25 protein-coding genes are annotated in these 21403 nt (G+C 52.3%); 19 read left to right on the top strand and 6 right to left on the bottom strand.

Annotation, left to right across the window (positions count from 1 at the left end; translation table 11 throughout):
* Positions 1–3 precede the first annotated feature (3 nt).
* The 9 genes from infA (at position 4) to ACI43T_RS11055 (ending at position 4419) form a co-directional block, all read left to right on the top strand.
* Positions 4–222, top strand: a complete 219-nt coding sequence (gene infA / locus ACI43T_RS11095) for a translation initiation factor IF-1 (protein WP_003684714.1) — start codon at positions 4–6, stop codon at positions 220–222.
* A gap of 22 nt (positions 223–244) precedes the next feature.
* A complete protein-coding gene (gene rpmJ / locus ACI43T_RS11090; RefSeq protein ID WP_003697674.1) occupies positions 245–358 on the top strand; it encodes a 50S ribosomal protein L36 in 114 nt (37 codons plus the stop codon).
* Positions 359–420: 62 nt separating this feature from the next.
* Entirely contained in the window at positions 421–783 is a 363-nt protein-coding gene (gene rpsM / locus ACI43T_RS11085; protein ID WP_293278994.1) for a 30S ribosomal protein S13, read from the top strand.
* Between the two features lie 19 nt (positions 784–802).
* A complete protein-coding gene (gene rpsK, locus ACI43T_RS11080) occupies positions 803–1198 on the top strand; it encodes a 30S ribosomal protein S11 (RefSeq protein ID WP_002216249.1) in 396 nt (131 codons plus the stop codon).
* A 20-nt stretch (positions 1199–1218) separates the two neighbouring features.
* Positions 1219–1839: a 30S ribosomal protein S4 gene (gene rpsD, locus ACI43T_RS11075; RefSeq protein WP_009175226.1), complete on the top strand. Its 621-nt coding sequence runs from the start codon at positions 1219–1221 to the stop codon at positions 1837–1839.
* Between the two features lie 25 nt (positions 1840–1864).
* The gene (locus ACI43T_RS11070) at positions 1865–2851 is read left to right on the top strand and encodes a DNA-directed RNA polymerase subunit alpha (protein ID WP_293278831.1); all 987 of its coding nucleotides are present in this window, start codon (positions 1865–1867) and stop codon (positions 2849–2851) included.
* 24 nt (positions 2852–2875) lie between these two features.
* A complete protein-coding gene (gene rplQ / locus ACI43T_RS11065; RefSeq protein ID WP_009175224.1) occupies positions 2876–3253 on the top strand; it encodes a 50S ribosomal protein L17 in 378 nt (125 codons plus the stop codon).
* A 91-nt stretch (positions 3254–3344) separates the two neighbouring features.
* On the top strand, positions 3345–3815 hold the full coding sequence (gene rlmH / locus ACI43T_RS11060; protein WP_377079959.1) for a 23S rRNA (pseudouridine(1915)-N(3))-methyltransferase RlmH: 471 nt from the start codon (positions 3345–3347) through the stop codon (positions 3813–3815).
* A 70-nt stretch (positions 3816–3885) separates the two neighbouring features.
* The gene (locus tag ACI43T_RS11055) at positions 3886–4419 is read left to right on the top strand and encodes an alpha/beta hydrolase (protein WP_297955544.1); all 534 of its coding nucleotides are present in this window, start codon (positions 3886–3888) and stop codon (positions 4417–4419) included.
* Positions 4420–4544: 125 nt separating this feature from the next.
* Here ACI43T_RS11055 and ACI43T_RS11050 read toward each other — a convergent pair whose 3' ends face one another.
* Both ACI43T_RS11050 and ACI43T_RS11045 read right to left on the bottom strand, forming a co-directional pair.
* A complete protein-coding gene (locus tag ACI43T_RS11050; protein WP_009175221.1) occupies positions 4545–5459 on the bottom strand; it encodes a peptidylprolyl isomerase in 915 nt (304 codons plus the stop codon).
* Complete coding sequence (locus tag ACI43T_RS11045; RefSeq protein ID WP_405387100.1) at positions 5456–7870, bottom strand: LPS-assembly protein LptD; 2415 nt, start codon at positions 7868–7870, stop codon at positions 5456–5458. Before ACI43T_RS11045 ends, ACI43T_RS11050 begins: the two co-directional genes overlap by 4 nt.
* A gap of 70 nt (positions 7871–7940) precedes the next feature.
* Here ACI43T_RS11045 and amgK point away from each other — a divergent pair, with 70 nt between their 5' ends.
* Positions 7941–8945 carry an N-acetylmuramate/N-acetylglucosamine kinase AmgK gene (amgK, locus tag ACI43T_RS11040; RefSeq protein WP_405387098.1) on the top strand — a complete coding sequence of 335 codons (1005 nt, stop codon included), beginning with the start codon at positions 7941–7943 and terminating at the stop codon, positions 8943–8945.
* Positions 8946–9014: 69 nt separating this feature from the next.
* Here the strand turns inward: amgK and ACI43T_RS11035 are convergent, their stop codons facing one another.
* Positions 9015–9815, bottom strand: coding sequence for a competence/damage-inducible protein A (locus ACI43T_RS11035; protein WP_405387096.1), 801 nt, complete (start codon positions 9813–9815; stop codon positions 9015–9017).
* 314 nt (positions 9816–10129) lie between these two features.
* Here ACI43T_RS11035 and argG point away from each other — a divergent pair, with 314 nt between their 5' ends.
* Together argG and ACI43T_RS11025 are read left to right on the top strand one after the other, a co-directional pair.
* Positions 10130–11473 (top strand): argininosuccinate synthase, encoded by a 1344-nt coding sequence (argG, locus tag ACI43T_RS11030; RefSeq protein WP_405387094.1) that lies wholly within the window; start codon positions 10130–10132, stop codon positions 11471–11473.
* A gap of 151 nt (positions 11474–11624) precedes the next feature.
* Positions 11625–12416: a fimb protein gene (locus tag ACI43T_RS11025; protein ID WP_405387091.1), complete on the top strand. Its 792-nt coding sequence runs from the start codon at positions 11625–11627 to the stop codon at positions 12414–12416.
* Positions 12417–12480: 64 nt separating this feature from the next.
* On the opposite strand, the gene ACI43T_RS11020 is transcribed toward ACI43T_RS11025, so the two are convergent.
* A complete protein-coding gene (locus ACI43T_RS11020) occupies positions 12481–13002 on the bottom strand; it encodes a hypothetical protein (RefSeq protein ID WP_405387089.1) in 522 nt (173 codons plus the stop codon).
* Between the two features lie 76 nt (positions 13003–13078).
* Between ACI43T_RS11020 and ACI43T_RS11015 the strand changes: the two genes are divergently transcribed.
* From ACI43T_RS11015 to ACI43T_RS11005, 3 genes are all read left to right on the top strand, one after another.
* Positions 13079–13243, top strand: coding sequence for a hypothetical protein (locus ACI43T_RS11015; RefSeq protein WP_293278808.1), 165 nt, complete (start codon positions 13079–13081; stop codon positions 13241–13243).
* A 3-nt stretch (positions 13244–13246) separates the two neighbouring features.
* A complete protein-coding gene (gene dxs / locus ACI43T_RS11010) occupies positions 13247–15166 on the top strand; it encodes a 1-deoxy-D-xylulose-5-phosphate synthase (RefSeq protein WP_405387087.1) in 1920 nt (639 codons plus the stop codon).
* Positions 15167–15579: 413 nt separating this feature from the next.
* Positions 15580–15876, top strand: coding sequence for a DUF3079 domain-containing protein (locus ACI43T_RS11005; protein ID WP_009175213.1), 297 nt, complete (start codon positions 15580–15582; stop codon positions 15874–15876).
* A gap of 151 nt (positions 15877–16027) precedes the next feature.
* Here the strand turns inward: ACI43T_RS11005 and ACI43T_RS11000 are convergent, their stop codons facing one another.
* Both ACI43T_RS11000 and ACI43T_RS10995 read right to left on the bottom strand, forming a co-directional pair.
* On the bottom strand, positions 16028–17257 hold the full coding sequence (locus tag ACI43T_RS11000; protein WP_009175212.1) for a PilT/PilU family type 4a pilus ATPase: 1230 nt from the start codon (positions 17255–17257) through the stop codon (positions 16028–16030).
* Between the two features lie 35 nt (positions 17258–17292).
* Positions 17293–18339, bottom strand: a complete 1047-nt coding sequence (locus ACI43T_RS10995; protein ID WP_009175211.1) for a type IV pilus twitching motility protein PilT — start codon at positions 18337–18339, stop codon at positions 17293–17295.
* A gap of 114 nt (positions 18340–18453) precedes the next feature.
* Here ACI43T_RS10995 and ACI43T_RS10990 point away from each other — a divergent pair, with 114 nt between their 5' ends.
* From ACI43T_RS10990 to dksA, 4 genes are all read left to right on the top strand, one after another.
* Entirely contained in the window at positions 18454–19149 is a 696-nt protein-coding gene (locus ACI43T_RS10990; RefSeq protein WP_377081958.1) for a YggS family pyridoxal phosphate-dependent enzyme, read from the top strand.
* Positions 19150–19220: 71 nt separating this feature from the next.
* Positions 19221–20018, top strand: a complete 798-nt coding sequence (gene proC / locus ACI43T_RS10985; protein WP_377081956.1) for a pyrroline-5-carboxylate reductase — start codon at positions 19221–19223, stop codon at positions 20016–20018.
* A gap of 2 nt (positions 20019–20020) precedes the next feature.
* Positions 20021–20578 carry a YggT family protein gene (locus tag ACI43T_RS10980; protein ID WP_377081954.1) on the top strand — a complete coding sequence of 186 codons (558 nt, stop codon included), beginning with the start codon at positions 20021–20023 and terminating at the stop codon, positions 20576–20578.
* Positions 20579–20756: 178 nt separating this feature from the next.
* Positions 20757–21173: an RNA polymerase-binding protein DksA gene (gene dksA, locus ACI43T_RS10975; RefSeq protein ID WP_009175207.1), complete on the top strand. Its 417-nt coding sequence runs from the start codon at positions 20757–20759 to the stop codon at positions 21171–21173.
* Positions 21174–21403 lie beyond the last annotated feature (230 nt).

The raw sequence follows: 21403 nt of genomic DNA, 5'->3' as shown, positions 1-21403 counted from the left end.
ATTATGGCTAAAGAAGATACCATACAAATGCAAGGTGAAATTCTTGAAACTTTGCCAAATGCAACTTTTAAAGTAAAGTTAGAAAATGATCATGTAGTTTTAGGCCATATCTCTGGGAAAATGAGAATGCACTATATTCGAATTTCACCTGGAGATAAAGTTACTGTTGAGCTAACACCTTATGATTTAACACGCGCTCGTATCGTATTTCGAGCAAGATGATGACTCTGTGGAAAGGAAAAAAATGCGTGTACAACCTTCTGTAAAGAAAATATGCCGTAACTGCAAGATTATTCGTCGTAATCGTGTGGTTCGCGTAATTTGTACTGATCCGCGTCACAAGCAACGCCAAGGGTAGGGGATTTTCTCTTTCTTTGATTTTGTGGTATAGTGGCGCACTTTGCCTAAAAGGAAAAATATATGGCTCGTATTGCAGGGGTAAACATCCCTAATAATGCCCATGTTGTAATTGGTTTGCAGGCCATTTATGGTATTGGGACTACTCGTGCTAAATTAATCTGCGAAGCAGCAAAAATCGCTCCTTCAATAAAGGTGAAAGATTTAGACGAAAATCAGTTGGAAGCTTTGCGTGAGCAAGTTGCTAAGTATGAAGTAGAAGGTGACTTACGCCGTGAAGTGACTATGAGTATTAAACGGTTGATGGATATGGGATGCTATCGTGGCTTCCGCCATCGTCGCGGACTGCCTTGTCGTGGTCAACGCACTCGCACAAATGCTCGTACTCGTAAGGGTCCGCGCAAAGCGATTGCTGGTAAAAAATAATTTTTAAGGAATTGGATTAATGGCTAAAGCAAACACAGCTTCGCGTGTGCGCAAAAAAGTACGTAAAACTGTAAGTGAAGGTATTGTTCATGTGCATGCTTCTTTTAACAATACCATTATTACAATCACCGACCGTCAAGGCAATGCATTGTCTTGGGCTACCTCTGGCGGCGCTGGTTTTAAAGGTTCTCGTAAAAGCACACCGTTTGCTGCTCAGGTGGCAGCAGAAGCAGCTGGTAAAGTTGCCCAAGAATATGGCGTTAAAAATTTAGAAGTTCGTATTAAAGGCCCTGGTCCGGGTCGCGAGTCCTCTGTTCGTGCGCTCAATGCTCTTGGCTTTAAAATTACTAGCATTACCGACGTTACTCCGTTGCCTCATAACGGTTGCCGTCCGCCTAAGAAACGTCGTATTTAATATTTGGAGTGATTTGAGATATGGCACGTTATATTGGCCCTAAATGTAAATTAGCACGCCGTGAAGGTACGGATTTGTTTTTGAAGAGTGCACGTCGCTCTTTGGATTCTAAATGTAAAATAGATTCTGCTCCAGGACAGCATGGAGCTAAAAAGCCTCGCTTGTCAGATTATGGTCTGCAATTGAGAGAAAAACAAAAGATCCGTCGTATTTATGGAGTATTGGAACGACAATTCCGTCGTTATTTTGCTGAGGCTGCTCGTCGTAAGGGTTCTACAGGTGAGCTTTTACTGCAATTGTTAGAATCACGTTTAGATAATGTGGTTTACCGCCTTGGTTTTGGCTCTACCAGAGCAGAGGCTCGTCAATTAGTTTCTCACAAAGCAATTACTGTCAACGGACAGGTTGTGAATATTCCTTCTTATCAGGTTAAAGCTGGTGACATTATTGCTGTTCGTGAAAAGGCTAAGAAACAAGTACGTATTCAAGAGGCTTTGAATCTGGCGACTCAGATTGGGCTGCCAAGCTGGGTTTCGGTAGATACGAATAAATTAGAAGGTGTATTTAAAAATATGCCGGATCGCTCGGAATTAAGCAGCGATATTAATGAACAGTTGGTAGTAGAGTTTTACTCTAAATAATACTAACTCAGTGAGGGACAGTTAAATGCAAAATAGCACAACCGAATTCTTAAAACCTCGTCAGATTGATGTTGATACTTTGTCGACTACACGTGCGAAAGTATCTATGCAGCCATTTGAGCGTGGTTTCGGTCATACCTTAGGTAATGCTTTGCGTCGTATCTTACTGTCATCCATGAATGGTTTTGCGCCTACTGAAGTGGCTATTGCTGGCGTATTGCACGAATATTCTACAGTTGATGGTGTTCAAGAAGATGTAGTAGATATATTGTTGAACATTAAGGGTATTGTGTTTAAATTGTATGGTCGTAGTCAAGTTCAGTTGACTTTGAAAAAATCAGGGACGGGGACTGTTGTTGCTGGTGATATTGAGTTGCCTCATGACGTCGAGATTATAAATCCTGAGCACGTTATTTGCCATTTGTCTGATAATGGTCAGATTGAAATGGAAATCAAAGTCGAACAAGGGCGTGGTTATCAATCTGTTTCTGGTCGTCGTGTTTTTCGTGATGAAAATAAACAGATTGGTGCAATACAGTTGGATGCGAGCTTTTCGCCCATTAGTCGAGTTAGTTTTGAAGTCGAACCCGCACGCGTAGAGCAGCGCACGGATTTGGATAAATTGGTTTTAGATATTGAAACCGATGGTTCTCTTGATCCTGAGGAAGCTGTGCGTAGTGCTGCCCGTATTTTAATTGACCAAATGTCTATCTTTGCCGATTTGCAAGGTACACCGGTAGAGGAGGTTGAGGAAAAAGCGCCTCCTATTGATCCGATTTTGTTGCGTCCGGTAGATGATTTGGAGTTGACTGTGCGTTCAGCTAATTGTCTAAAAGCTGAAGATATTTACTATATTGGTGATTTAATCCAACGTACTGAAACTGAGCTTCTTAAGACTCCGAATTTGGGCCGTAAGTCTTTGAATGAAATTAAAGAAGTATTGGCTTCGAAAGGTTTGACATTGGGTTCGAAATTAGAAGCTTGGCCGCCTGTAGGCTTAGAGAAGCCGTAAGTTTGAAGATTAAAGGATAATGACATGCGTCATCGTAATGGTAACCGCAAATTAAACCGTACTAGCAGCCACCGTACTGCAATGTTGCGTAATATGGCTAATTCTTTATTGACTCACGAGACTATCGTGACAACGTTGCCAAAGGCAAAAGAATTACGTCGTGTAGCAGAACCCTTAATTACTTTGGGTAAAAAACCTTCTTTGGCAAACCGCCGCTTGGCATTTAACCGTACTCGTGATCGCGATGTTGTGGTTAAATTGTTTGATGAGTTAGGTCCGCGTTTTGCTGCGCGCAATGGTGGTTATGTTCGGATTCTGAAATATGGTTTCCGTAAGGGAGATAATGCTCCTCTGGCATTAGTTGAGTTGGTTGATAGAGCTACTGAATCAGTAAATAGCTGATAATTGAGTAGAGTTATAACACCATCTGTCTTGTACAGATGGTGTTTTTACTTTTCATTTTTAAATTAAAGAAGAGGTGTATGGGGGAATCATGAATATTACGGTATTATCTGTTGGCGCCAAAATGCCAAATTGGGTGAATGAAGCTATTGGGGAATATTCAAAGCGGTTTGGAAGAGAAATTAATTATGTTTTGAAAGAAATCAAGCCAGAAAAACGTGGTTCAGGAGTGACTGCTGAACAGGGTATGGCAGCAGAAGAAAAACGGATTTTGGAGGCGATTCCGCAAGGAGCATACTTAGTTGTTTTGGATGAAAGAGGTAAGGCCCCTACATCACTGGAACTGGCTGGTTATTTGAAGGTATGGATGCAAAACGGTGATCATGTTTGTTTTATTATCGGTGGTTCGGATGGAATGACCGAAGAGTTGAAACAACAAGCTAAATTGATATTGCGTTTATCCAGCCTTACTTTGCCGCATGGCATGGTTCGTGTATTGCTAACCGAGCAACTTTATCGGGCGGCATCGATATTGAACAACCATCCGTATCATCGGGAATAGACTGTTTTTGTGAGAATTATTTCCTCTAGTGAGAAATATTGTTTTAGACAAATATCTTAGAATGTAGACGATGCATAGTAGAGACCTTGAAGATTTGACTTTATTATTGGTGCGAGATGAGGAAGAGCCTGCAATGTGGTTGGACCGTTGGCTGTTGAGTTATCCTGTTGCACATATGGCGAAGGTCTCACGTCATCAGCGGATTACTGATTGGCAATCCATACTTCAGACGGCCTTTGACGCGATTTGCAGTAAGAATACAGCGGTTGTAGCTCATGGCGCCGGAGTTTCAGGGTTTTTAGCTTGGCTTTATTTGGCTGACATGAATACCCAGCGTAAGGTTCGTAATATTATTTTGGTATCCCCGCTGCAAGACGCTTTCCCCGATGATGCGGAGCATAGCTTACAGAGAGTTCGTTGCCATTGTCCGGCGGCATTGGTCATCGGTAGGCAAGATCTTGCTTGTCCGGAGGATTGGGCGGAACGGCAGGCACGGTTATGGAATATGCGGCTTCTAATTGCACCCGAAGAAGGCCGTCTGAATGGAAATTTGCAGGGATGGCAGTGGGGGATGAAGTTAATGCAGGAGATGTTGCGTTCTTAGTAAAAAATAGCGGAGACCGGTGTTATGGATCCAAATATTATTAAATCAGCCTATTTGTAATTCCTTTTAAACAAGCAGGCCGTCCGAAAACTATTTTCAGACGGCCTGCTTGTTTAAAACGGACTTTAATGGACATTCACATAAGAGCTTGAATGCAGTTCTTGCAACAGATTAGTTGTCGCTTGCTGTGCTTTCTGATTGGAAATATATTGACGAACGGCATTACGTTGGCGCTCTTCCGGAGTGCCTGCATCGCGCACTTCGTTCAGTTTGATAATGTGCCAACCGAATTGTGTGCGTACAGGCGGACTGACTTGGCCGGGCTTAAGTTTGTGCACGGCGTCCTCAAACGGTGCCACCATTTGGCCGTCTGAAAACCAGCCTAAGTCGCCGCCGTTGCCGGCACTGGTGTCTTGGGAATATTGGCGGGCAAGGGCGGAAAAATCGGTACCGCTGCGGGCTTGGGCGTAAATTTTACGGATGCTGCTTTCAGCCGCAGAAACTGCATTGTCGGAGTCGGCTTTCAACAGGATATGTTGGGCTTTATATTGGCGCAGAGGCTCACCGGCGGGTAAGGTAATGCCTTGCCGCTGGGCTTGGGCGAGGAAGCGGTCAACTTCGGCATCGCTGACGCGGCTGTTTTGCATGATGGCTTGTTGACGCACTTTTTCGACAACAATACTGTCGGCAATTTGGCGGCGCACGGCTTTATTCGCTTTTTTTGCCTGTGTCGGATTCTGAGCCAATACCGCGTCAATCTCGGCTTCGCTGGCTTGGATTTTTTTGCGTTTGCCCGCTTGGATAATCAGCGACTGATTGACAAGCTGGCTTAATACCTGTTGGCGCAATTCGTCGTTGCTGATTTGGGAGCCTTTGGGCAGGCGGCTGCGGGCGGCTGCGACGGCTTGGGCGACTTCGCGCTGGGTAATGACGTCGTTATCCACTACGGCGGCGATGCCGTCTGAAAATTTGACGTCGGCGGCGTGGACATTCAGTGTCAGACCTAGGGCGGCGGCAAGTATCAGGGGTTTGAAATTCATTTTGTGACTACCTCGTTGGTTTTGCTGTAGCCGGGGATGGCCAAGCGTAATTGTTCGAATGGGTTGTTGCCGATATTGCTTAAATCTTTGAGTTGCAGATTGAAGAAGACGGCGTTTTTGGAGCTGTTCAGGCCGGTAACATAGTGTTGGCCGACAATACTGGCACTCCAGCAGCTGCAGTTGCTTTTGTATTCGACGCCGGCCAGTATTTCGAGCGGTTTTTTGGCTTCGATTTCGTAGTTGTAGCGGGCGATGGCGTACAGGTTTTTCTTAATCGGCCACTGTGCGGCCAAGTCGATTTGGCTCAATCTGTCGTAGTAATAGGAGCCGTCGGATTGCAGGTAGATTTTCTCGTTGCGTCCGTATTTGTAACGTGCGCTGAGGATTTTACCCGGCTCTGGGTTGTAGCGGACGCCTGCGGAATAGCTTTCCGCACGGCCCAAGTTTTGGTTGTAGTGGACATCTGCGTCAAGGCGGACGCTGTTGCTGACGTTGCCGTGTGCGAAAGCCACCCAGTCGGAACGGTTGCGTTCGTATTGGCTGACGCTGCCGTCAAGCAGGACGGTATCGGTTTTGATGTAGAACTTCTGACCGATACCGGCGCGGAACCGTTCTGTTCCGTTATTGGGATCTAGGATGCGCGTCTGTACCGCGGTAGACAGGCTGTTGGCCGCGTTGATGCGGTCGCTGCCCGAATAGAGGTTTTCACGGAAAAGCTGCGCGTAAGAGAAACTGTTTTCCGATGAGTCGAAATTGGGCAGGTCGTTTTGCGACTTGGTCGGGATATAGTTGTAGAACAGGCGCGGCTCCAAGGTCTGGATGTAGTTGCTGCCGAACAATTTTGCCTTACGCTCGAAGGTCATGCCCGAATCGACGTTAAAAATAGGCAGTGTGCGGCTGGCGTGCCGGCTCGGCGTGCTGTTGAATTTGTCCAGCGCGTAATAGGTGGAGTGGACGCCGATTTTCGGACGGACGTAGCCCCACTGGTTATGGAAATCCCATTTGATACTGGGATAGAGCAGGGCACGGCTGCCGCTTTGTTTTTCGTCGTGGTCGAAGCGGGTGAACTGGCCGTAAACGTTGATTTCGGCGTTGCCGATGTTGCGCTGCCAGTTGCCGGTCAGCTTCGGCATATAGGCGTAAGGTTTGTCTTTGTAGCCGGATTCGTTGGCCAGCGTCTGGTATTTCTGCGCCGTAATCGAACCGTTGAAGTTGCCGCCCCAAAGCGAATCATCATAGTTCAACCAAGCCTGGCGGTTGAGGTTGACGTTGCCGGCGATGTCGTTGCGGCCGTAAAAATCGCGGTAGTAGTCGTTGTCGGAAACCTGGTTGAAGTCGATGCCGCCGTTCAGGTGCCGGGTAATCTGCTGATGGTGGTTCCATTTGAACTGGTAGCGGTTGTTGCGGTCGCGTTTCTTGTCATGCGGCATCCAGTCGCCGTCAAGCTGGCCGGAATATTTGGGCTGGAGATAGCGGAATTGTCCGCCCAAATGCACGCCGCGGCTGCTGATGATGCCCGGAGTAACGGTGGCGTCGTAGTTGGGCGCGAGGTTGAGGTAGTAGGGCAGGGCCAGCTCGAGGCCGTCTGAACCGGTGGATATGTTCGGAACCAGAAGACCGCTTTTGCGGCTGCCGTTAATCGGGAAGTCGGCCCACGGTGTATAAAGCACGGGAACGCCGCCGAATACCAGCGAAGCACCTTTGGCTACGCCGATGCCGCTGTTTTGGTCGGCTTCGATGCTTTTGGCCTTGATATACCAGCTGGCGTCGCCCGGCGAACAGGTGTTGAACTTGGTTTCAATCAGCTTGTACAACCCCTTGCCTTTCATTTTGGCCTGACGGCTGACGCTTTGCAGCCGGCGGCCTTCTTGTTCGGCATCGACGCGCACATAATCGGACGTGCCGGTGCTGTCGGTCAGATTGTAGGTGATTTTGTTGCCGCTGACGGTAGAGCCGTTTTGCGCGAGTTTGAATTTGTTGCCTGCGGTAACGGTGTTGGCGGCTTGGTCGTAATCGGCCCATTGCGCGTTCAATATTTCATCGTTACGCTCGATAATGACGTCGCCCTCGGCGCGGACGGCCACTTTGGTTTTACCTTGGATTTGGTCGGCGGTTACGCGTGTATAGTCGGCGGGAAGGGGATCTTCTCCGCTCCGTCTGACGGGATTTCCGGTCAGGCCCAGCGCGCGCGCTTCGGCTTGGACGGTTTCATGCGAACAAAACAGACAGGTCGTGCCCAACGACAGGTTCCTGGCCGGTTTCGGTGAAGATGCGGTTTCAGACGGCCTGTAGTAGTCGGCCGTGCCGGGGGCAGATGCGGCAGCTCCGATATTCTGGGCATTGGTTGCCGCCGCACCGAAGCCTACGCCCAGTGCAAAAACCAGCGGTTTGAGTGAAAATAAACGAGCCAAAATTACACCTTAAATCGGTTTTGCCAGTTAGAATAGCATTTATTTTAACCTGAAAAACAACGAAACTGCTATGCAACGACAGACCGAATTAAAAAAATGGCTGGAAACCGTCTATCCCGACCAACCGTTCGAACTGAGTTTCGCCGCCGCCGATGCCGACTTCCGCCGCTATTTCCGCGCTACGTTTTCAGACGGCCGTACCGTCGTCTGTATGGATGCCCCGCCTGACAAAATGAGTGTCGCCCCCTATCTGAAAGTGCAAAAACTCTTCCATATGGTCAATGTGCCGCAGGTATTGCATGTCGATGAAACGCAAGGGTTTATGGTGCTCAACGACTTGGGAGGCACCACCTTTCTGACCGCCATGACCCAAGAAAAAAACGAAGCGGCACACAAAGCCCTGCTGCTCGAAGCCGTGGGCGAGCTGATTGAATTGCAGCTTGCCAGCCGCTCCGGCGTGCTGCCCGAGTACGACCGCGAGGTCATGCTGCGCGAAATCAACCTGTTTCCGGAATGGTTCGTCGCCAAGGAACTGGGACGCGAACTGAATTTCAAACAGTGCCGGCTGTGGCAGCAGACCGTCGATACCCTGCTGCCGCCCCTCTTGGCGCAGCCGAAAGTTTATGTACACCGCGACTACATCGTGCGCAACCTGATGCTTCAAGAAGGGCGGCCGGGCGTGCTTGATTTTCAAGACGCGTTGTACGGCCCGATTTCCTACGACTTGGTTTCTCTGCTGCGCGACGCGTTTATCGGCTGGGACGAAGAGTTCGTGTTGGACTTGGTTATCCGTTACTGGGAACAGGCGCGCGCCGCCGGACTGCCCGTGCCGCCGGAGTTTGACGAGTTTTACCGCTGGTTTGAATGGATGGGCGTGCAGCGGCACCTGAAAGTCGCCGGCATCTTCGCCCGACTGTACCACCGCGACGGCAAAGACAAATACCGTCCCGAAATTCCGCGCTTCCTCAACTACCTGCGCCGCGTGTCGCGCCGTTATCAAGATTTGGCGCCGCTGTATGCACTGCTGGTCGATTTGGTGGGCGACGAGGAGTTGGAAACGGGATATACGTTTTAATCGGCCGGTTCGTTTGAACCGGAGGTGAAAAGGCCGTCTGAAAACAGTTTTTCAGACGGCCTTTTGTTTCTATTCCGCCTTATCCTTCAACTCCGCCCCCACATCCCGCAAGCGCCGCAGCACCTCGTCCCATGCTTTGTCCAAATCGCGGCACGCCCCGCCTTCCGCCTTGATGCCGAACTCGATATGCGGTTTGACCGCCGTTCCGTCCGCATTCTGCCAGCCGACGCTGGGCAGGCTGTAAGAGCGCACGCCCGGGTAGGTGCGTTCGACGTATTCCATAATCGGGGCTACACGCGATTCGGGCTGACCGAATACATACACGCTGCGGCTGCCGTGTTCGGTTTGGTTGAAGCGGTCGGCGTAATAAGTATCCAAAACCCATTCCGCCATCGGGTGCGCCATCACGGGGAAGCCGGGGAAGAAATAATGTTCGCGGATGGAAAATCCGGCGATGTTGTTGAACGGGTTGGGCACAAGCTCCGCGCCTGCGGGAAAATCCGCCATTTTCAGGCGTTGGGCGTGTTCGGGGGCGTCAAGCGGTTCGCCGCGTTTAAGGGTAACGGCTTCGATGAACTTGGCGGCTTCGGGATGGCGGACGACGGGCAGATCCAAAGCGGCGGCGGCAGCTTGGCGGGTATGGTCGTCGGGCGTGGAGCCGATGCCGCCGGTAACGAAAGTCGGCAGGCCGTCTGAAAAGCTGCGGCGCAGTTGTTTGACCAGCAAATCAGGTTCGTCAGGCAGGTATTGCACCTGATTGAGCTTCAGTCCGCGCGATTCCAGCAGGGATTTGAAAAAGGCGAAATGCTTGTCTTGGCGGCTGCCGTGCAGGATTTCGTCGCCGATGATGATGAGGTTGAAAGCGTTCATGGATAGGTTTTCTTTACCGATGCCGTCTGAAAATGTTGATGGTGCTGTGATTTGTTCCCTCTCCCGTGGGAGAGGGTTAGGGAGAGGGCTGAGCTTGCGTTTTTTATGCGGCGTTTGCTTAAGGGCTGCTGCCTGTACCCTCTCCCCAACCCTCCCCCGCAGGGGAGGGAGTCGGATTGCGGATGGCGTAAAGGTCGTCTGAAAAGATTTTCAACGAAACGGGCAAGGCTCATTTTCAGACGACCTTGACGGCTGACAATGTGTTCTATTTATAAGATAATGAACTCCATTTTTCAAGTCCAAAGGATTCCCCCATGAGCCAAAACAATACTATCCTGCAACACCTCCCCATCGGTCAAAAAGTCGGCATCGCCTTCTCCGGCGGCCTCGATACCTCTGCCGCGCTGTTGTGGATGAAACTCAAAGGCGCGCTGCCTTATGCCTACACTGCCAACCTCGGCCAACCCGACGAAGACGACTACAATGCCATTCCCAAAAAAGCGATGGAATACGGTGCGGAAAACGCCCGCCTAATCGACTGCCGCGCGCAGTTGGCACATGAAGGCATCGCCGCCATCCAATGCGGCGCGTTCCACGTTTCCACCGGCGGCATCGCCTACTTCAACACCACGCCTCTGGGCCGCGCCGTTACCGGCACCATGCTCGTTTCCGCCATGAAAGAAGACGACGTCAACATCTGGGGCGACGGTAGCACCTACAAAGGCAACGACATCGAGCGTTTCTACCGCTACGGCCTCTTGACCAATCCCGCGCTGAAAATCTACAAACCCTGGCTCGACCAACAATTTATCGACGAACTCGGCGGCCGCCACGAAATGAGCGAATTTCTGATTGCCAACGGCTTCAACTACAAAATGTCGGTGGAGAAAGCCTATTCCACCGATTCCAATATGCTCGGCGCAACGCATGAAGCCAAAGACTTGGAATTTCTCAATAGCGGCATCAAAATCGTCAAACCCATCATGGGCGTTGCCTTCTGGGACGAAAGCGTCGAAGTCAAACCCGAAGAAGTCAGCGTGCGCTTTGAAGAGGGCGTGCCGGTTGCATTGAACGGCAAAGAATACGCCGACCCCGTCGAACTCTTCCTCGAGGCCAACCGCATCGGCGGATGCCACGGCTTGGGCATGAGCGACCAAATCGAAAACCGCATCATCGAAGCCAAATCGCGCGGCATCTACGAAGCCCCGGGCATGGCGTTGTTCCACATCGCCTACGAACGCTTGGTAACCGGTATCCACAACGAAGACACCATCGAACAATACCGCATCAACGGCCTGCGCCTCGGCCGACTGCTCTACCAAGGCCGCTGGTTCGACAGCCAAGCCCTCATGTTGCGCGAAACCGCCCAACGCTGGGTGGCCAAAGCCATCACCGGCGAAGTTACGCTGGAACTGCGCCGTGGCAACGACTACTCGATTCTGAACACCGAATCGCCCAACCTGACCTACCAACCCGAACGCCTGAGCATGGAAAAAGTCGAAGACGCAGCGTTCACCCCGCTCGACCGCATCGGCCAGCTCACCATGCGCAACCTCGACATCACCGACACCCGCGTCAAACTCGGCATCTACTCGCAAAGCGGCTTGTTGTCGCTGGGCGAAGGTTCGGTATTGCCGCAGTTGGGCAATAAGAAATAAGTCAATTCGGTTCAACTTGGGCCAAAGGCCGTCTGAAACGGGGTTTTCAGACGGCCTTTGAGCAAAGTACCGCACCAATTCGGGGCGGAAACGGGAAAATTTCTATATAATAGCCGCCTTGATTGATAATAACGATAGTGAAACAGACATTATGGAAACTGTAAAAACTCCCTCACGTTGGCGTTTCGCTTTGAAAATGGCGGGCTGCCATCTGCTGGTCAGCCTGTTTCTGGCCGGCATGGCGGCGCTGCTGGTGTTTAAGGTATGGTATCCCTATCCGTATGCCGAGCTGACCGGCGGTTTGCAGCTTTACAAACTGGTGGTGGCGGTGGATGTGGTTTGCGGCCCGTTGCTGACGCTGGTTCTGGCCAGCCCGAAAAAGTCGGTGCGCGAACGGGTGGTGGATTTTTCGTTGGTCGGCGTTATCCAGCTTGCCGCGCTGCTGTACGGGCTGTACAGCGTTTCGTTGGCGCGGCCGGTGGCGGTGGCTTTCGAAGTGGACAGGTTTTCGGTGGTTACCGCTGCGGAGGTGGATGACACACTGCTTGCCGATGCGCCCGAAGGATTGCGCCGCTTGCCTTGGTTCGGCGTGAACAGGGTAGGGATACGCGAACCTTTAAACGCCGAGGAGTACAACCAAGACCTGATGCTGTCGCTCAAAGGCATCGAACCGAGTATGCGTCCGAACCGTTGGGCGGCGGACGATGCGCGCGAGCGGGAAAAAATCCGCCGGGGCATGAAACCGCTGTCCGCGCTCGCCGTGATGCGGAATATGACCGAAGCCGATATTCTGCGGGAAGCGGACGTGAAGGATACGGGTGAAAAACGCTATTACCTTCCGTTTACCGGCAGTAAGGAAAAGGGATGGATTGCCGTGTTGGACGACCATGCCGATTTTCTGGGATTCGCCAAGATCGACGGGTTTGCCAAAGCAGCCAAATAAGCAGGTTTGAAGGGATAAAAGGCCGTCTGAAAATTTTTCAGACGGCCTTTTATTTGTCGTCCGGTCAGGAAGCGGGCGTACATTCGTGCAGCAGCAGATTGTCCACCGTCGCTTCCGTGCCGTCGATGCCTTCCGCCTGTTCGTGATGGACGAGGAAGCCGTTGCCCTCTTTATAGAAATCGTTGCCGAATTCGTTACCGATGGTCCACGTTTGCGTACCGTCGCTGAAGGCGGTCAGGTCTTCGTCGCTGCCGGCCGCGCTGTATGCCGCGGTCAGGATGCCGCCTTTGTATCTGATTTGGGCTTCGGGACCGGCACTGCCCTTGTAATAGCGTGCCTCGACGCTTCCCTCGGCGCAACGGTATCTCTGCCATGCGGCCCGGTCGGCTGTTTGCAGTTCGCCGCCCAAAGCCGCGGGGGCGGACGCTGCGGCAGAAGCGGGCTGGGAAACGGCTGCGGGAGCAGGGGCGGATACGGTTTGCGGTGAGTCGGGCGCGGAAGCTTGGGAGGGAGAGGCGGATTCTTTCTGTCCGCAGGCGGCCAAAAGGCAGCAGGAAAGGAATAGGACGGTTTTGTTCACAGACATAATTTGATACGTTCATTTGATTATTTGCCGTAGGGTAGCACGAAGTGGCGGAAATTTCATATCTTAAGGCGAAAATTTGCCTGTCTTTGCAGGCCGTCTGAAAACGGCGGGCGGCAAATTTAGGCTGATGGAGTATGCGAACTCTTGCTATAATCAGCACAAACCGCCTGCCATCCGCCAAGCCCCGCAATACGGGCGGATGCGCCGTGTGCAGGCCCAGCCCGTACCCATCGAAGAATAATCCATGAGCCAAACCCCTTTACTAGACACCATCAATCTGCCGCAGGATTTGCGCAGGCTGGATAAAAAACAGCTACCGCAGGTTGCCGCCGAATTGCGGGCATTCCTGTTGGATTCGATAGGCAAAACCGGCGGGCATTTTGCCAGCAATCTGGGCGCGGTCGAGCTGACCATCGCCCTGCACTATGTGTACGACACGCCGGAAGACCATTTGGTTTGGGACGTCGGCCATCAAAGCTATCCGCACAAAATTCTCACCGGCCGCAAAAACCGGATGCACACCATGCGCCGCTACGGCGGTTTGGCGGGTTTCCCCAAACGCAGCGAATCCGAATACGACGCGTTTGGCGTGGGCCATTCCTCCACCTCCATCGGCGCGGCTTTGGGCATGGCGGCGGCAGACAAGCTCTTGGGCAGTGACCGTCGCAGCGTCGCCATTATCGGCGACGGCGCGATGACGGCGGGTCAGGCGTTTGAAGCCTTGAACTGCGCGGGCGATATGGACGTGAACCTGCTGGTCATCCTCAACGACAACGAAATGTCGATTTCCCCCAACGTCGGCGCGCTGCCGAAATACCTCGCCAGCAACGTCGTGCGCGATATGCGCGGCGTGTTGAGCACCATCAAGGCGCAATCGAGCAAGGTTTTGGACAAGCTACCCGGCGCGATGGAGCTTGCCCAAAAAGTCGAGCACAAAATCAAAACGCTGGCGGGCGAAGCCGAACACGCCAAGCAGTCGCTGTCTTTGTTTGAAAACTTCGGTTTCCGCTACACCGGCCCCGTGGACGGACACAACGTCGAGCATCTGGTTGACGTATTGAAAGATTTGTGCGGCCGCAAAGGCCCGCAACTGCTGCACGTCATCACCAAAAAGGGCAACGGCTACAAACTCGCCGAAAACGACCCCGTCAAATACCACGCCGTTGCCAACCTGCCCAAAGACGTTTCAGACGACCTCAAAACCGCAACGTCGTCTGAAAAAGAAAACAAGCCCGCCGCCAAACCGACCTATACGCAAGTGTTCGGCAAATGGCTGTGCGACCAGGCGGCGGCAGATTCCCGATTGGCGGCGATTACCCCCGCCATGCGCGAGGGCAGCGGACTGGTTGAATTCGAACAACAATTCCCCGACCGCTATTTCGACGTCGGCATCGCCGAGCAGCACGCCGTTACCTTTGCCGGCGGTTTGGCCTGCGAAGGCATGAAGCCCGTTGTCGCCATTTATTCCACCTTCCTCCAGCGCGCCTACGACCAACTGGTGCACGACATCGCCCTGCAAAACCTGCCCGTTTTGTTTGCCGTCGACCGTGCGGGCATCGTCGGCGCAGACGGCCCGACCCATGCTGGTTTGTACGATTTGAGCTTCTTGCGCTGCGTGCCGAACATGATTGTCGCCGCGCCGAGCGATGAAAACGAATGCCGCCTGCTGCTTTCGACCTGCTATCAGGCAGACGCCCCCGCCGCCGTCCGCTATCCGCGCGGTACGGGAACAGGCACGCCCGTTTCAGACGGCCTCGAAACTGTAGCCATCGGCAAAGGCGTCATCCGCCGCCAAGGCGAGAAAACCGCATTCATCGCCTTCGGCAGCATGGTCGCCCCCGCATTGGCGGTTGCCGAAAAACTGAACGCCACCGTCGCCGATATGCGCTTCGTCAAACCGATAGACGAGGAACTCATCGTCCGCCTCGCCCAAAGCCACGACTACATCGTTACCGCCGAAGAAAACGCCGAACAAGGCGGCGCAGGCAGCGCGGTGCTGGAAGTGTTGGCGAAATACGGCATCTGCAAACCTGTTTTGCTTTTGGGCGTTGCCGATACCGTAACCGAACACGGCGATCCGAAAAAACTTTTGGACGATTTGGGGCTGAGTGCCGAACGAATCGAACAGCGGATACAGCAGTGGATAGCGGCGAAGGCCGTCTGAAAACACAAAACCATAAAGGCCGTCTGAAATATTTTTTCAGACGGCCTTTATGGTTTTGTGTTTCGATAGGGAACGTAATCCAGTCTTTTGATTCATATTTGAAATAACATTTTTTAACATTTAAAGGATGTCAAACATCATTTCCGGCGGCAGCTTCGGTTGGCGGCTGTATCGGTTGCAAACAGATTGGCGGATGAGACCAATGTAAACCAAGCTATATTTTTGTGGAAATAATGTTTTTGTGAGAATAAATTTCTATTTAAAATACAAGTTATGCAATTTAATATCAATGGTGAAGCAATAGGTATCGGATTCATTTCGTTTTACATGAATCTTCTGCGTAAAAAGCTGTACAGTTTACCAGACGGCCTTTCGGAATCATTTATAATTTCATGAAAGAAAGCGAGATTGTCATGGCTAAAAAATTTCCGATTTTTCCAAAAAATCCCGAACGAATCTGCTGGGGCTGCGACAAGTATTGCCGTGCAGACGATTTGCAGTGCGGTAACGGCTGCGAGCGTATCCAGCACCCTATCGAGGTGGACGGGCAGGATTGGTATAAAAAAGGTGATTGGAGCAATCTGTTGAGCGACCAGCAGCAAATCGAACTGGGTTTGAAAGAAGCGCCGCCGGCAGAAGCCGTTGTTAAGATAGAACCGAAAATTGCGAAACCGCACATCAAGCTGCCATTGAAAAACAAGGCCGTCTGAAAACGAAAGTCGCGGCTCAAGCGTACTTTTCAACGGTGCCTATCGTTGTGAAGGCAAAGCGGAAAGGCCGTCTGAACAGGGAAGGAGAAACATAAGGCTTCTTCCTTTCTGTTCAGACGGCCTTTTGAAGGTTTGAGGCCGTCTGAAAATACTACATCAGGTTCAAATCGCTGATGCGGTCGTACAGCCGTGCGGGATCGTTGCCTTCCTCGTGCATTTGGATGCGCAGGCGCAAGTCGTTGACGGAGTCGGCTTGGCGCAAGGCTTCGTCATATTCGATTTGGTCTTTGATATAGAGGTTGAACAGGTGCTGGTCGAAAGTCTGCATCCCTTCGGTGCTCGAACGCTGCATCAAGCCGTGCACGTCCATCAGATCGCCTTTGAAAATCAAATCCTGCATGGCGGGCGTGTTCAGCAACAGGTCGATGACGGCGGTGCGAAGGGTACGGTTTTTGCGGATGACGAGACGTTGGCCGATAATGCCGGTCAGGTTCAGTGCCAAATCCATCAGTACCTGCGGGCGGCGGTCTTCGGAATAGAAGTTGGTGATGCGCTCGATGGCTTGCGCCGCATTGTTGGCGTGGATGGTGAAGACGCACAGGTGGCCGGTTTGGGCAAGCTGCATGGCGTATTCCATACTGCTTTCGCTGCGCACCTCGCCGATACAGACGACGTCCGGCGCTTGGCGCATCGCGCTTTGCACGGCGATTTTCCAGTCGGGCGTATCGATGCCGACTTCGCGTTGGGTGAAAATGCAGCGGCGCGGTTTGTAGATGTATTCAATCGGGTCTTCAATGGTAACGATGTGGCCGGGTACTTTGTTGTTGCGGTAGTCCAGCATCGAGGCCATGGTGGTGGATTTACCCGAACCTGTCGGACCGGCCAGAATCAGCATTCCGCGCGGAGTGAGGGCGAGGTCTTTCAATTTCGGCGGCAGGCCCAATTCGTCGATTTCGGGGATTTTCTGGTTGATGCGGCGCAACACCATACCGACGCGGCCTTGCTCGTGATAGGCGTTGACACGGTAGCGCGTGTTGCTGCGCGATTGCACCGAATAGTTGATTTCCCAGTTCTGGTTAAAGGCTTCCAACTGTTCGGGGTTCATGGTCGATTCGACGATGGCGGCGGTTTCCTCGCCGGTCAGCGCTTTGTGCGGTACGGGGGAAAGTACGCCGCTGACCTTCATGGCGGGCGGGAAGCCTGCGCTGATGAAGATGTCGGACGCGTTGCGACTTTCCGCTTCGGCGCACATGCGGTCAAGCAGCGGATGCAGATGGGTGCCGATTTCGGCGGGGGTCGGAATGTGCGGCGGCTGGTTTTTCTGTGAATAAGCCTGCACCATTTCGGTTAAAAGGTCGTGTAAGGGAGTAGAGTCGCTCATTTTTATGTGCTCTTGTTTATTTGAATTTGCTTGAATCAGGCAATCGACAGGCTTTCGCTGTTTTGCGCTTTGCTGCGGGCGACTTCGGGGCTGATGGTGCCTTGGCGGACCAGGGCCTGAAGCGCTTGGTCGAGCGTCTGCATACCGTGCGCCTGACCGGTTTGCAATGTGGAGTTGATTTGCGCGATTTTGTTTTCGCGGATAAGGTTGCGCACGGCGGGGGTGGAGATAAGGATTTCGTGCGCGGCGACGCGGCCGTTGCCGTCGCGGGTTTTCAGCAGGGTTTGTGAAATAACCGCGCGCAGGGATTCGGACAGCATCGAACGCACCATTTCTTTTTCGCCGGCCGGGAATACGTCGACGATACGGTCTACGGTTTTGGCGGCGCCGGTGGTGTGCAGCGTGCCGAATACCAAGTGGCCGGTTTCGGCGGCGGTCAGCGCGAGGCCGATGGTTTCGGGGTCGCGCATCTCGCCCACCAGAATCACGTCGGGGTCTTCACGCAATGCGGAACGCAGGGCGTTGGCGAAGCTGTGGGTGTGCTGGTGCAGTTCGCGCTGGTTAATCAACGCTTTTTTACTCGGGTGCACAAACTCAATCGGGTCTTCGATAGTCAAAATATGTGCGGGCTGGGTTTCGTTGATGTAGTTGATCATCGCTGCCAGCGTGGTGGATTTGCCGGAGCCGGTCGGGCCGGTTACCAATACCAGCCCGCGCGGGTTGTCGGCGATTTTTTGGAAAATACGCGGCGCGCGCAGGTCTTCCAGCGTCAGCACGGTACTCGGAATGGTACGGAAAACGGCGGCGGGGCCGCGGTTGGAGGTGAATGCGTTGACACGGAAACGGGCGACGTTGGGCAGCTCGAACGAGAAGTCGACTTCCAAATCTTGTTGGAAAATTTTGCGCTGGTGGTCGTTCATGACCGAAGTAACCATATTGCCGACTTCTTCGGCGGTCATTTCGGGCAGGTTGATGCGGCGGATGTCGCCGTGTACGCGAATCATGGGAGACATTTCCGAGCTTAAATGAAGGTCGGATGCTTTGTTTTTTACGCCGAAAGCGAGTAAGTCGGTAATCTGCATAATGCGGCCTTGTTGATTGGAATAGTAAACCCGTTTATTTTAAATAGATAAGCGGTGTTCGATAAAGTAAAATTTTAAGAAATTACATTAAACGGATAAATTAGGGAAAGAACCATGTCGGTATTGCAACAGAACTATCATAACGTATTGGCGCAGATTGCCGGTGCCGAGGCATCCGCCGGAAGGAATGCCGGAGAGGTAAGGCTGGTGGCGGTGGGTAAAACCTTTCCCGCCGGCGACATCCGCGAAGTGTATGCCGCCGGACAGCGCGATTTCGGCGAAAACTATATTCAGGAATGGTATGAAAAAACCGAGGATTTGGCCGATTTATCCGACATCGTGTGGCACATCATCGGCGACGTGCAGTCGAATAAAACCAAATTCGTGGCCGAACGCGCCCACTGGGTGCATACCATAGGCCGTCTGAAAACCGCCCGGCGCCTGAGCGCGCAGAGGCCGTCTGAAATGCCGCCGCTACAGGTGTGCATCGAAGTGAACATTGCGGGCGAGGCGGCCAAACACGGTGTCGCGCCGGATGAGGCGGTTGCGCTGGCCTGCGAAGTGGCGAAGTTGCCGAACCTCAAAATGCGCGGGTTGATGTGCGTGGCGAAAGCCGATGCCGGCGAGGCGGAACTGCGTGAAGCATTTGGCCGGATGCAGGCGCTGTTGGCGGAATTGAATGCGGCAGGCGTGGCGGCGGACGTATTGTCTATGGGCATGTCGGGTGATATGGAGCTTGCCGTCGCATGCGGTGCAACCCACGTCCGCATCGGCAGTGCGATTTTCGGCCGACGGGATTACAGCAAATAAATCGTGATGAGGCCGTCTGAAAATGTTTTTCAGACGGCCTCATGAATAGAACAGGATAGGAGGGTTGCAAAATGAACATCTATTTCTTGGGCGGCGGCAATATGGCTGCCGCGATTGCGGGCGGATTGGTCAGGCAGGGCGGCCATCGGGTGCACATTGCCAACCGAGGCAAAGAAAAACGCGAACGTCTGGCAGAGGAGTTGGGCGTGTCCGTATCTGAAAAGCTGCCCGAACTGACAGCGGACGACGTGCTGGTATTGGCGGTCAAACCGCAGGACATGCAGGCCGCCTGCCAAGGCGTGCAAACCAACGGCGCGCTGGTGTTGTCCGTCGCCGCCGGATTGAGTATCGCCACCTTAAGCCGCTATCTGGGCGGAACGCGCCGCATTGTCCGCGTGATGCCGAATACGCCGGGAAAAATCGGTTTGGGGGTGTCGGGGATGTTTGCCGACGACAGCGTTTCCGACCAAGACAAAGCCGCGGCAGACAGTATTATGCGTGCGGTCGGCATCACCGTATGGCTCGACGGCGAAGAGCGGCTGCACGATATTACCGGCATCAGCGGCAGCGGGCCGGCCTATGTGTTTTATCTGCTGGATGCGCTGAAACAGGCGGCCCAACAGCAGGGTTTCGGCGAAAAAGAGGCGCACAGGCTGAGCTTGGCAACCTTCAAAGGAGCCGTCGCGTTGGCCGAGCAGACGGAAGAGGATTTCGCCGTATTGCAGCAAAACGTTACCTCCAAAGGCGGCACCACCCACGAGGCCATCGAAACCTTCAAGGCCGGGCAGGTTGCCGAAACCGTCGTAAAAGGCGTGGCAGCGTGCGTCAACCGTTCGCGGGAGTTGGCCAAACAGTTTGAGGCCGTCTGAAAATGAGAGGCGACTTGCTGATATTGCTTTCAGACGGCATCGTGATTTTGTGTATCGCACGTTGCCTGTTGCAGTGGGCCGGGTTGGATGCCAATCATCCGTTGGCGAGGTTTTGCATCCAAGCGACCGACTGGCTGGTCAAACCGATCAGGAAACTGGTACCGCCGCAAGGAAAATGGGATGTCGCCTGTATATTGGCCGGACTGCTGTTTTACTATGCCGTGTTTATATTGATTCGGTTGACGGCTTCTTCAGAAGGATTCGGCGGCAGAGTGATTGCCGTAAATTTTATATTCGCCGTATTGGCAATGATGAAGGCGGCTGCCTATGTTTTATTCATCGGATTGTTTGTCCGCATGGTATTAAGCATTAAAAAACCATATTCTCCCGTTTCGGTATCGCTGCAACGTATCTTTGACTCCGTATTACGACCTTTCGTCTTCTTAAGGGTCGGTAGATACGATTTTTCGGGTAGTGTGTTGGCACTCGCCTTGTGGTTCTGGCTGGGCTATGTCCTGCCGCAGCTGTTCAGAATGTTGAATCTGTGGCTGCTTCAGTAATGTTTCAGATACACGGGCGAGCGTAAGCAAAATGAAAAAAGTGCAAATCAGTATAAAAAGCACAGAATCCCATGCAAAACGTGTTATTATGCGCCATTTCTTATGGTTGCAGACCTCAAGAAATTCATAAATAACAAGCATTTGCAAAATTTCCGATAACCAGAGTGAAAGAATGATTATGGCGAAACTGACAGAACAGGACATCTTGAATTGGAATGGGCCGGAAGATGATTACATGAACAGTGACCAACTGGCTTTCTTCCGCGAATTGCTGGTTAAAATGCAAGATGAGTTAATTCAAAACGCCTCCGTTACGACAGGTCATTTGCAAGAGCACGAATCTGCTCCGGATCCGGCCGACAGGGCAACACAAGAAGAAGAGTATGCCTTGGAATTACGCACCCGAGACCGAGAACGTAAACTGTTGGCCAAAGTCCAAGCTACTATTCGCAGTATAGATGAAGGTGATTACGGCTTTTGCGCCGATACGGGAGAACCTATCGGCCTTAAGCGTTTGCTTGCACGCCCGACGGCGACGTTGTCCGTCGAAGCACAAGAAAGGCGCGAGCGGATGAAAAAGCAGTTTGCCGATTGAGCGGTGCTTCTTGCTTCCTTAATATAAATTGAAACAATCCCCCGTTCGGACTCATTTTTATCTAAACATATAGAGTCCGAGCGGGGATTGTTTTATCTAAATTTCGGATTCAATAAAATTTGTGTTGTGTTGGTATTTTGGCGGGAGGGAATAAAATATTTCTTTGAATAACAGTTATTTGCGGGGTGGGGTAAATTTTTGCGGTTGTTTGACTTGACTGGTGGGGTGTG

The sequence above is a fragment of the Neisseria oralis genome, from assembly GCF_045062685.1.
Lineage (GTDB): Bacteria > Pseudomonadota > Gammaproteobacteria > Burkholderiales > Neisseriaceae > Neisseria > Neisseria oralis.
The sequence above is the reverse complement of the archived record's forward strand: the minus strand, read 5'-3'. Positions and strand labels throughout refer to the sequence as shown.